This window comes from Parvibaculum sp. (genome assembly GCF_035511255.1).
GTDB lineage: Bacteria > Pseudomonadota > Alphaproteobacteria > Parvibaculales > Parvibaculaceae > Parvibaculum.
This window is the reverse complement of the sequence record NZ_DATKFR010000506.1, coordinates 17,147-27,397: the sequence shown is the minus strand read 5'-3', so window position 1 is coordinate 27,397 and position 10,251 is coordinate 17,147. Positions and strand designations below refer to the sequence as shown.

Sequence of the window (10,251 nt, the reverse complement as noted above, 5' to 3'; positions counted from 1 at the left end):
CGGCCCGTGGGATTTGAAGAAGGCGCGCGCTTCTTCGAGCCCCGTCGGTCCACCCGTCCCCGCGAGCAGTGGCACACCGGCGGCGAGCGCCAGCGCCTTCGCCTTGATCTTGTCGCCGAAAAGCTCGAGCGCTTCCGGATTAGGGCCGACGAAGACGAGCCCCGCTTCCGCGCAGGCGCGCGCGAAATCGGCATTCTCCGACAGGAACCCGTAACCCGGATGCACGGCGTCGCATTTCGCCGCCTTCGCTGCCGCAACGATCCCCGCAATGTCGAGATAGGCGGCCGCACCCTCGCCTTTCAGCGCCACGGCCTCGTCCGCCGATTTGACATGCAGCGACAATGCGTCGTCGGCCGAATGGACGGCGGTGGTGCGCAGACCGAGTTCGGCGGCGCCGCGCGCGATGCGGATGGCGATTTCGCCCCTATTGGCGATCAGCAGATGAGTGATAGTCATAGCGCTCCCGGGGCATTCTTCTATGGCGAGTTTCTGTTGGAGACAGGTTACCTGAGCAGACCCGCCGCACCAGCCCCGGCGAACGAAATAGAGGACGAGATTTGACGCAGAGCCCTTCCAAGGTCGCGATCATAGGCGGCGGCCCGGCGGGGCTGATGGCCGCCCAGGCCCTGCTCCCGGCGGGTGCGGAGGTGCATCTTTTCGACGCCATGCCCTCGCTTGGGCGCAAATTCCTGATGGCGGGCAAAAGCGGCCTCAACCTCACCCATTCCGAGCCGCTCGATGCCTTTCTCTCCCGCTTCGGCGATGCGTCCCCGGCTCTTTCGGACGCGATCCGCGCGCAGGCTCCGCAGGCTTTGCGCGATTGGGCGTCGGCGCTCGGCGTCGAGACCTTCATCGGTTCCTCCGGCCGCGTCTTCCCGAAGGACTTCAAGGCGGCGCCTCTGCTGCGCGCCTGGCTGAAGGACTTGCGCCGCCAGGGCCTCGTCACCCATGTTCGCCATCGCTGGCAGGGCTGGACGGAAGAGGGCGCGCTGCTCTTTGAGACGCCGTCCGGCAGAGTCGATGTCAAAGCCGATGTCACGATCCTCGCATTGGGTGGCGCGAGCTGGCCGCAGCTCGGCTCCGATGCAAGCTGGACCGCGTGGCTCGAAGCCCGTGGCGTGACGGTCAATGGCTTCCGTCCTTCCAATTGCGGCTTCGACGTCCACTGGAGCGAGCATATGCGGACGCGCTTTGCCAGTGCGCCGGTCAAGTCCGTCGTCCTTTCCTTCGATGGTGAAAGCCATCGCGGCGAATTCGTGATCTCGGAAGCCGGCATCGAAGGCAGCGGCGTCTATGCGCTGTCGGCGGCCTTGCGCGATGCGCTCGACACGAAGGGAGCGGCGACGTTGACGCTCGATCTCGCCCCCGACCGCAGTGTCGAACGTCTCGCCGCCGAGCTCGCCCGTCCCCGCAAGGGCCAGAGCATGGCCAACCATCTGCGCAAAGCTGCAGGCATCGAAGGCGTGAAGGCGGCGCTGCTGCGCGAATGTCTGCCGAAAGAAACCTTCGACGCCCCCGAACGCCTTGCCGGGGGCATCAAGGCCTTGCCGCTGACGCTTGAAGGTGCGCGGCCCATCGCCGAAGCGATCTCGAGCGCGGGAGGCGTCTCCCTCGATGAGATCGACGCGCATTTCATGTTGAAGAAGCTGCCCGGCATCTTCTGTGCCGGTGAAATGCTCGATTGGGAAGCGCCGACCGGCGGCTATCTGCTCACGGCCTGCTTCGCAACGGGCAAGGCGGCCGGGCTCGGCGCGGCCAGCTGGCTTCGCGCAACGGCTTGAGCGGCGGGATCGATCCGCTATCATCCGCGAGCGACAAGAGGGGGAAAGAAGATGCTCGATGCTGCGCTCACATTCGGTGACGGTCTCGATATTGTGCGTTGGGGCCTGGCCGCGATCTCGTTGCTGGCCTCGCTCGCCTATCTCGCCATCGAAAGCCGCCCCGCCTCCACTCTGCGCACCACGCTGAAGACCGCCGCCATCGGCGCCTTGGTGCCTTTGCCCCTCCTCCATCTTGGCGGGGGCGAAGCAAGTCTCGCCCTTGTCGCCCTCGGCGCGGCCTTCCTTCTCTCGAGCTTCGGCGACTACTTTCTCGCGCTTGATGAGGAGGAGAAAAATTTCCCGCGCGGGCTCGGCTCTTTTCTCCTCGCCCATGTCTTTTACCTGATCGTTCTGGTGCCGCTGACCGCGCAACCGCAAGGCGCCTACCTCGCCGGCATCGTCGTGCTGGTCCTGCTCGCCGCTGGAACGCTTCTCTGGCTCTGGCCGAAACTCGGCAAGCTGCGCCTGCCGGTGCTTCTCTACATGAGTGTGATTTCGGCGATGGCGATCGCGGCCTTCTGCGTACCGCTGCCATGGCTCGGCATCGGCGCATTGCTCTTCGTCTTTTCGGACGCCGTCATCGCGGTCGCGAAATTCCGCTGGCCGGTTCCCGCGCGCGGTCCGATCGTCTGGATCACCTATTACGCGGGCCAGGCACTGATCGCCTTGGGCCTTCTCGCCGCCTTGCATTAAAGCGAGAGCATATGCCCCTCCGAGGGGCTGACCTTGCCGTCGACCATAGCGAGATAAACCGCCTCGACGGCCTTCGGTCCGGCGCCATGGACGACGCGCATCCAGTTCGGGACGGAGCCGAGAAAGCCGCGCCAGGCCTCCGCGAAGCGCGTCTCGACGCCGCCCGGACCCCACTCCTTGGTGCGCTTTGCAATCTGTGCCGGCGCGAAAAAGAATTGCGGCTTCGGTCCCGGCAACGCGCCGTCCCGACCGCCCCGCGCCTCCCAATGCGTACCGCCGACGACGCAACTATGTTTGAGTGCGTCACCGAAATGCCGGTGCACGTCGCCGACGACTTTCGCATTGCCGGCCATGTCGACGAAGAGCGATGGCACACCGGTCTCGAGCGCGCCAATCCCGTCATAGGTGACGACGCGGTCGTAATAGCCTGTTCCTTCGACGAAGCCGACATTGCTCGCCGATGTGAGTCCGACCACGTCGACCTCGAGGTTCCGCGACAGAAGATAGGCGACGCCGAGTGCCGTCTTGCTCGACGCGCTCGACAGGATGACCGATTTCGCACCGAAGAAATCATTGTCGGCGAGAAGATCGTCGATGAAGAAGGATGTCATGAAGAGCGGCCGCAACAGCGCCTGCTGATCCTCGAACGCGCGCACATAGGCGGGGTCCTGCGCCACGCGCAGATACTGATTGTAGACGAGCGCCAACTCGGCGCGATGCGGCGCGGCATCGACGAAACTTCCGGGCTTCACCTGCGACGCCTGGACGACGAGATGCGTCGCCATCGGAAAATAGCCGAAGACGCGCTCCCCCACTGCAATTTGGGCATGTCGCGAGCCTACGACGTCGGCAAAACCCCAAACGGGCACCTTGCCGAAGCCTTCCGGCGCCGGGAAGAAATCCCAGTAATGCATCGCCTCGCCAAAGGCGGCATAGGTGACGTTGTTGGAGGTGAAGGCGAATTTGTCGACCTTGAGCAGCACCTCGCCGTCGCCAAGCGCCGGCAGAGCCCTCTCGACGAGCTTGTGCTGGCGCAGATCGGCGCGGCTCACGATGAAATCCATGGCTTGCTGCATGGTGCTTTTTCTCCCTTCGCGCCTTCGTCAGAAAGCCCCGTCCTCGACCTTGAAGATGTCGGGGTTCTTCGGATCCTTTACATAGGAAAGTCTGAGTGCCGCCACCTTCCGTTTCGGTTCGACGGAAGCGACCGCGGCGTCTTTCTTTTCCTTATCCGTCTTGGCGACCGATGAAGGCTTTTGCTCGACAGGCTTCGTCGGTACGTCCGTTTCCTGATAGAGAAGCCGGACGAGATGCCCCGCCGCGTCGGAACCGGAAAAAACGAGCACCGCGCCAGTCGCCAGCTTCTTGTCCTGGACGACACTTTCCGCCACGAAATCCTGCGCGGCGAAATGCTGCTTCAACAGGGCGGCCGTGATGCCGAGCGCGCGTGGCGTGATGTCCGGCGTGAGTTGCGTACCCCAGAAGACGTTGACCTGAATGAGCGCCTTGGACCTATAGCCGAGCACATAGATGACCTGCGCATTGCCGGACTCCGGCAGAATGTCCTTGGCGCGGATCACGAGAAGCTTGGTGCGTTCGACGGGGCTTTCGGCGGATTGCACCTCGGCGCCCGGGAAATCCTTCTCGATCGCGGCCCGCACCGCCTCTTCGGCATCGCCGAAATGCGCCGAGCGGAACCCCGTCACGGCAACTTCGCCGCGCTCAGTTCGGACGGCGCGCGCCCAGTCGATGCCGAGTTTCCAGACGAGAAGGCCGAGGACGACGAGGCCGAGCGCGGCCCAGAGCTTTGTGCGGAAGGACATGTTTTCTTCTTGTGTCTAGCGCGTGAAAACCCGCATGGCCGCCTGACGCGGGCCATGCGGATACGACCCAATTCAACTCATTCGGCGTAGGCGTACTTCCCGTCCTTCCAGACGTAGAAGACATAACCTGGTGCATCCATGTCGCCCTTGGCGTTGAAGCCGATCTGGCCCAGCACCGTGTCGAATTTGTTGGACTTCATCGCCGCTTCGACCTTGGCGGCGTCGGTCGACCCCGCCTTTTCCACCGCCTGCGCCCAGGCCTGGATCGCGGCATAGGTGTAGAGCGTATAGGCCTCGGGTTCGTATTTCTCGGCGCGGAAGGCGGCGACGAGCTCGGCATTCTTCGGATCGAGACGCGGGTCGGGACCGAAGGTCATCAGCGTGCCCTCGCCCGCGTCGCCCGTGATCGACCAGAACTCGTCCGTCACCAGCGCGTCGCCGCCGACGAGAATGGTCTTCAGCCCCTGCTCACGCATCTGGCGGGTAATGAGGCCGCCTTCCGTTTTGTAACCGCCGAAATAGAGAATATCGGCATTGGCCTGCTTCAGCTTCGAGACGAGCGGCGTGTAGTCCTTTTCGCCGGCCGAGACGGATTCGCGCAAGACTTCCGTGACGCCTTCCGCGTTCAGCGCCTTGCGGAACTCATCGGCGAGGCCCTTGCCATAGGTCGATTTATCGTCGACGACGGCGATCCTCTTGTTCGCGAAATGCGTCGCCACATAGGCGGCGGCCGTCGGGCCCTGCGCGTCGTCGCGGCCGCAGACGCGGAAGACGTTCGCGAGCCCGCGTTCGGTGAAATCGGGATTGGTCGAGGCCGGCGAGATCTGGACGATGCCGGAATCCGCATAGACGTCGGAGGCCGGGATCGATGTGCTGGAACAATAATGACCGGCGACGAAGACCGCCCCCTTGGAGGCCATGTCGTTGGCGACGCTGACCGCTTGCTTCGGATCGCAGGCGTCGTCGCCGATCACGAGATTGAGCTTCTGCCCGAGGACGCCGCCCTTGGCGTTGATGTCGGCAACCGCCTTCTGCGCGCCATGCACGAACTGCTCGCCGAAGACGGCTTCGCTGCCGCTGATCGGTCCGGCGACGCCGATGGTGATGCCGGTCTTCTCTTTGGAGCAGGCGAAGAGCCCGAGCGACAGGATCGCTGCAAGGGCCAGAATATATCGAGTCATGTCGGTTCCCCCAAAATGTCTGGTGCAAGAATAACGGCCATCGCCGGAAAGAACAGCGGCTATTGCGGAGCCTTGTGCATTAACGGCGCTCCCGCCAGCCCGTCAGCCCCGACCGCTCATAGGCCCAGGGATATTGCCGGATCATCTGGCGCGCCCGGGTGATCTGGAATGCAAGGGCGGCGAGGCAGAGCAGAATGGCGAAGTCCGCAGCGGAGCCCGTCACCGACAGGAGCTCGCCCTGGAAAAGAGCGAAAACCAGAAAACGGTCGGCGACAGCAAGCAGCAGACAATAGGGCAGCATCTGCCAGTCCGACCGCCAGTTGAGCGCCAGCGCCCGCCCCGTCATCAGCGCGCAACCGCCGATCAGCGCCAGCGTGATGCCGAGGGAGACGAAGGGCGTCGTGCCGAAAACGAGGATGAAATCGTCCTGCGTCATGAAACGACCTCCGTCTGCGGACGGACGCCTTCGAGATAGGCGGCGCGCACCGCCGGATTGTCGAGAAGTTCCGCCCCCGAGCCGCTGAGTTCGATCCGACCGTTGACCATGATATGGGCGCGATGGGCGAGCTTCAGGGCCTGGAAGGCGTTCTGTTCGACGAGCAGGATCGTCATCCCCTGCTCGCGATTGATCGCCCGGATGTTTTCAAACAATTGTTTCGTGACGAGCGGCGCAAGACCGAGCGAGGGTTCGTCGAGCAGCAACAGCTTCGGGCGGCTCATCAAGGCGCGCGCGATCGCGAGCATCTGCTGCTCGCCGCCGGACAGCGTGCCGCCGCGTTGCGAGATGCGTTCCGAAAGGCGCGGGAAAAGCGCCAGCACCCGTTCGAGGTCTTCTCCGAACCGCGCGGGATCGGCGATCATCGCGCCCATCTGCAGATTTTCGAAAACCGTCATGCGCGGAAAGATACGCCGCCCCTCCGGCGCATGGGCAAGCCCCAGCGCGGCGATCTCATGCGTCGCGAGACGCGTGATGTCGCGCCCGTCGAAAAGAACCTGTCCGGCGCTCGCCCGCGGGCGTCCGCAAACCGTCATCAGTAGCGTCGTCTTACCGGCGCCGTTGGCGCCGATCAACGAGACGATCTCGCCTTGCTCGACTTCGAGGTCGATGCCGTGCAGCGCCTCGATGCGTCCATAGCCTGAGTGGAGACCGCGAATGAAGAGCATCAGACATGCCCTCCTTCGCCATGAAGCACGGCAACCGCCGTTTCCTCGTCCTCGACACCGAGATAGGCGCGAACGACCTCCGGGTCGGCCTGCACGTCCGTCGGCGTACCTTCCGAAATCTTGCGGCCTTGCTCGAGCACGATGATACGATCGGAAATCTGCATCACGACGCTCATGTCATGCTCGATGAGCAGGATACTGATTCCGTGTTCATCGCGAATGGAAAGCAGAAGATCGTTGAGCGCCTGGCTTTCGCGCGGATTGAGCCCCGCCGCCGGTTCGTCGAGGCAGAGAAGCGACGGCGACGCGCACATGGCGCGCGCGATTTCGAGCCGGCGTTGCGCGCCATAGGGAAGGCTCCCAGCCGGAAGATCGGCGACGGCGAGAAGGTCCGTCCTGTCGAGCCAGTAGCGCGCGCGCTCGACCGCTTCGGTCTCGGCGTGAAGAAACCGCGGCAAGCGCAAAAAGCCCGCGACGGAGAAGAGCGAGGCGCGCATCAGCGGCACATGCTGCGCGACCATCAGATTCTCGGCGACACTCATGCCGGGAAAAAGCCGGATGTTCTGGAACGTCCTGACGACGCCAGCCCGCGCGATGCGAAACCCGTCCATGCGTTCGAGCAGGTATTCGGGCCCCGCCGCGGGGCGGAAGGTGAGCCGACCGATGTCGGGCTTGTAGAAGCCGGTGATGCAGTTGAAGACGGTGGTCTTGCCGGCGCCGTTCGGCCCGATCAGCGCCGTGATGTCGCCGGGCGCCACCTCGAAGGAGAGATCGTCGATGGCCACGAGACCGCCGAAGCGGATCGTCAGATGCTCGACCGACAGGACCGGTGCCGCCGTCACGCGCCGACCTCCTTCGCGCGCACCGCGCCGAACTCGCCGAGGCGCAATGTCGGATCGCGATGCGAAAGGAGCCCTTGCGGCCGCCAGAGCATGATGAGCACCATCGCGGCGCCGAAGGCGACCATTCGGAATTGCTCGAGCTCACGGAACCACTCGGGCAGACCGACGAGAAGGAAGGCGGCGAGCACGATGCCGATCTGGCTGCCCATGCCGCCGAGAACGACAATGGCGAGAATGATCGCGGATTCGATGAAGGTGAAACTCTCCGGGCTGATGAAGCCCTGGCGCGTCGCGAAGAAGGAGCCGGCAAAGCCGGCAAAGGCCGCCCCGATGGCGAAGGCCGAGAGCTTCACCGTCGTCGGATTGAGGCCGAGGCTGCGGCAGGCGATTTCGTCTTCGCGCAGCGCCTCCCAGGCGCGTCCGATGGGTAGCCTGCGGATGCGCAGCGTGAAGAGATTGGTCGCCAGCGCGAGCGCCAGAATAAGATAATAGAGAAAGACGATGCGGTGGTTGGGCGAGAAGGCCAGCCCGAAGAACTGTGCGAAGGTCGTGCCGCCATCAGGCAGGCTCGGCACCATCGGCAATCCGAAGAAGGACGGCCTCTGGATGCCGGCAATGCCGTTCGGCCCGCCCGTGACTTTGCCCCAGTTGATCAAAACCTCGCGCACGATCTCGCCGAAACCGAGCGTCACGATGGCGAGGTAGTCCCCCCTGAGACGCAGCACGGGGAAACCGAGCGCGACACCGAAGGACGCGGCGAGAAGGCCCGCGAGCGGAAGGCATATCCAGAACGAAAGCCCGAAATTCTGCGAGAGCAGCGCATAGGAATAGGCGCCGACCGCGTAAAAGGCGACATAGCCGAGGTCGAGCAGCCCCGCCAGCCCGACGACGATGTTGAGCCCCCAGCCGAGCATCACATAGATGAGGATGAGCGTCGCCTTGTCGATGATGTTGCGATCGGCGAAGGGGAGCCAGGGCAGCAGAAGCGCCGCCGCGACCAAGGCGATGCCGAAGAGGAAGCGCGCCCGGCCGGGCACCGCGGGTTTGGCCGGCTTGGCGGCGGAGGCCGTGCGCGACGCGAGGGAGATGCGCACGAGTGAAAAGACGATCCGCCCGGCAAAGACCGCTGCCCCCGCATAGACGACCCAGAGAAGCCGCGTGTCGAGCGTCAGCCCCCGCGCGGAATCGACGAGGCGGAAGCCGAGCAGCGGGAAAGCCAGGAGCGCCGCGACGAGGGCGGCGGCGCCCGCGTCGCGCAGCAGCGCGCCGATGGAGAATTTCGGTACGTCGCTTTCCATCGCCTCAGACCTTCTCGATCTCGGGTCGGCCGAGAAGGCCTGTCGGACGGAAGATCAGCACCAAGACGAGAATGCCGAAAGCCGCGACGTCCTTGTACTCGATGCTGAAATAGCCGGACCAAAAGGCTTCGATGAGACCGATCAGCATGCCGCCAAGCATGGCGCCCGGGAGCGAGCCGATACCGCCGAGAACGGCGGCCGTGAACGCCTTGATGCCGACAATGAAGCCGATATAAAAATCGATGACGCCGTAATAAAGCGTCACCATCAACCCCGCCACGGCGGCAAGCGCGGCGCCGATGATGAAGGTGGCCGAGATCGTCCGGTCGACATCGACGCCGAGCAGCGAAGCCATGACCCTGTCCTGCTCGGCCGCGCGCTGCGCCCGACCGAGTTTCGTGAACTTGATGATGTAGGTGAAGCCCGCCATCAGCACGATGGTGACGAAGATGATGCCGATCTGCAGATAGCTGATCGTCACCTGGAAGTCGCCGCTCGTCGAGAGCTGGAACGAGCCCCGGATCATCGGCGGCAGGGGCTTCACGCGCGCGCCCTGCGCGAGCTGCACGAAATTCTGCAGCACGATCGAAACGCCGATTGCCGAGATCAGCGGCGCGAGGCGTTGCGAGCCCCGAAGCGGCCGATAGGCCAGCCGCTCGACCGTCCAGCCATAGACGGCGGTGAAGAACATCGCAAAGATCAACACGAGAAAACACGCGAGCGGCACCCAGGTCACACCCAAGGCGCCGAGCAGCAGAAAGCCGACCAGCGAAACGAAGGCGCCAATCATGTAGATGTCGCCGTGAGCGAAATTGATCATGCCGACGATGCCGTAAACCATCGTGTAGCCGATCGCGATCAGCCCGTATGTCGCCCCGAGGGTGACTCCATTGATGAGCTGCTGAAGGAAGTACGCCATCCGCCCCCGAAAACACGCCATGCGCCCCCCGGCGCGAACGAGCGAACACTGCCATTCAATGGCCGCGTGAACAAGCGCGTCGAATATGCCGAATTGATGCCCGCCTGCTGCCTAGAACAGAGGCATCGGTGCAGCGCCCGGAAGTGCGGACCTCCGGCCCACCTGCGTATCGATTCCCGAGGAAACCATCTGCTGGGCCGCGCCTTGGGGTGAGCCCGCCAGCGCGCACTGCAAGCGCGGACATTGCCGTCGAGCGAGATACCGATGCGCAGGCGGTAACGCCGCGAACAGCAGTCCCGCGGGAAGACGTTCCATAAAAGACCCGGCCGGAGGGCGTCCCACAGCAAATGGTTAACCAAGCGGAACCTTTCGCAAAACTCGGGGTTCAGTTGATGAGCGTTAGCCGCCGGGGTTTGACGAATAGCCGTTTCCTCACACGCGAAACACGCAAAGCGGACTGCGCGAGGTGACTGCGCGGGACGGACGAGGTGGATTTTTCCCGGCGGCCCCC

General features: G+C 64.0%; 11 protein-coding genes. 2 read left to right on the top strand and 9 right to left on the bottom strand.

Annotated elements, in window-relative coordinates; translation table 11 throughout:
- A partial coding sequence (locus VMR03_RS18790) for a biotin carboxylase N-terminal domain-containing protein (RefSeq protein ID WP_325407977.1) occupies positions 1 to 456 on the bottom strand: 456 nt, incomplete at its 3' end.
- Positions 457 to 557: 101 nt separating this feature from the next.
- Here VMR03_RS18790 and VMR03_RS18785 point away from each other — a divergent pair.
- Positions 558 to 1,781 (top strand): TIGR03862 family flavoprotein, encoded by a 1,224-nt coding sequence (locus VMR03_RS18785; RefSeq protein ID WP_325407975.1) that lies wholly within the window; start codon positions 558 to 560, stop codon positions 1,779 to 1,781.
- A 51-nt stretch (positions 1,782 to 1,832) separates the two neighbouring features.
- On the top strand, positions 1,833 to 2,513 hold the full coding sequence (locus tag VMR03_RS18780; RefSeq protein WP_325407973.1) for a lysoplasmalogenase: 681 nt from the start codon (positions 1,833 to 1,835) through the stop codon (positions 2,511 to 2,513).
- On the opposite strand, the gene VMR03_RS18775 is transcribed toward VMR03_RS18780, so the two are convergent.
- The 8 genes from VMR03_RS18775 to VMR03_RS18740 all read right to left on the bottom strand — a co-directional run bounded on the left by VMR03_RS18775 (position 2,510) and on the right by VMR03_RS18740 (position 9,740).
- Positions 2,510 to 3,589 carry a DUF2855 family protein gene (locus VMR03_RS18775; protein WP_325407971.1) on the bottom strand — a complete coding sequence of 360 codons (1,080 nt, stop codon included), beginning with the start codon at positions 3,587 to 3,589 and terminating at the stop codon, positions 2,510 to 2,512. The two genes, VMR03_RS18780 and VMR03_RS18775, sit on opposite strands and share 4 nt — an antisense overlap.
- A gap of 27 nt (positions 3,590 to 3,616) precedes the next feature.
- The gene (locus tag VMR03_RS18770; RefSeq protein ID WP_325407969.1) at positions 3,617 to 4,336 is read right to left on the bottom strand and encodes a hypothetical protein; all 720 of its coding nucleotides are present in this window, start codon (positions 4,334 to 4,336) and stop codon (positions 3,617 to 3,619) included.
- A gap of 77 nt (positions 4,337 to 4,413) precedes the next feature.
- A complete protein-coding gene (locus VMR03_RS18765; RefSeq protein ID WP_325407967.1) occupies positions 4,414 to 5,517 on the bottom strand; it encodes a branched-chain amino acid ABC transporter substrate-binding protein in 1,104 nt (367 codons plus the stop codon).
- Between the two features lie 79 nt (positions 5,518 to 5,596).
- The gene (locus VMR03_RS18760) at positions 5,597 to 5,953 is read right to left on the bottom strand and encodes a DUF6867 family protein (RefSeq protein ID WP_325407965.1); all 357 of its coding nucleotides are present in this window, start codon (positions 5,951 to 5,953) and stop codon (positions 5,597 to 5,599) included.
- Positions 5,950 to 6,681: an ABC transporter ATP-binding protein gene (locus VMR03_RS18755; RefSeq protein ID WP_325407963.1), complete on the bottom strand. Its 732-nt coding sequence runs from the start codon at positions 6,679 to 6,681 to the stop codon at positions 5,950 to 5,952. The genes VMR03_RS18760 and VMR03_RS18755 overlap by 4 nt, the downstream gene beginning before the upstream one ends.
- Positions 6,681 to 7,523 (bottom strand): ABC transporter ATP-binding protein, encoded by an 843-nt coding sequence (locus VMR03_RS18750; protein WP_325407961.1) that lies wholly within the window; start codon positions 7,521 to 7,523, stop codon positions 6,681 to 6,683. Before VMR03_RS18750 ends, VMR03_RS18755 begins: the two co-directional genes overlap by 1 nt.
- Positions 7,520 to 8,821, bottom strand: a complete 1,302-nt coding sequence (livM, locus tag VMR03_RS18745) for a high-affinity branched-chain amino acid ABC transporter permease LivM (RefSeq protein WP_325407959.1) — start codon at positions 8,819 to 8,821, stop codon at positions 7,520 to 7,522. Before livM ends, VMR03_RS18750 begins: the two co-directional genes overlap by 4 nt.
- A gap of 4 nt (positions 8,822 to 8,825) precedes the next feature.
- Positions 8,826 to 9,740, bottom strand: a complete 915-nt coding sequence (locus VMR03_RS18740; RefSeq protein ID WP_325407957.1) for an ABC transporter permease subunit — start codon at positions 9,738 to 9,740, stop codon at positions 8,826 to 8,828.
- Positions 9,741 to 10,251: the final 511 nt, after the last annotated feature.

Excerpts from the sequence above, each read along its gene's own strand:
- VMR03_RS18780 (WP_325407973.1), top strand. The coding sequence starts at position 1,833 with ATGCTCGATGCTGCGCTCACATTCGGTGACGGTCTCGATATTGTGCGT.
- VMR03_RS18775 (WP_325407971.1), bottom strand. The coding sequence starts at position 3,589 with ATGCAGCAAGCCATGGATTTCATCGTGAGCCGCGCCGATCTGCGCCAG.
- VMR03_RS18770 (WP_325407969.1), bottom strand. The coding sequence starts at position 4,336 with ATGTCCTTCCGCACAAAGCTCTGGGCCGCGCTCGGCCTCGTCGTCCTC.
- VMR03_RS18765 (WP_325407967.1), bottom strand. The coding sequence starts at position 5,517 with ATGACTCGATATATTCTGGCCCTTGCAGCGATCCTGTCGCTCGGGCTC.
- VMR03_RS18760 (WP_325407965.1), bottom strand. The coding sequence starts at position 5,953 with ATGACGCAGGACGATTTCATCCTCGTTTTCGGCACGACGCCCTTCGTC.
- VMR03_RS18755 (WP_325407963.1), bottom strand. The coding sequence starts at position 6,681 with ATGCTCTTCATTCGCGGTCTCCACTCAGGCTATGGACGCATCGAGGCG.
- livM (WP_325407959.1), bottom strand. The coding sequence starts at position 8,821 with ATGGAAAGCGACGTACCGAAATTCTCCATCGGCGCGCTGCTGCGCGAC.
- VMR03_RS18740 (WP_325407957.1), bottom strand. The coding sequence starts at position 9,740 with ATGGCGTACTTCCTTCAGCAGCTCATCAATGGAGTCACCCTCGGGGCG.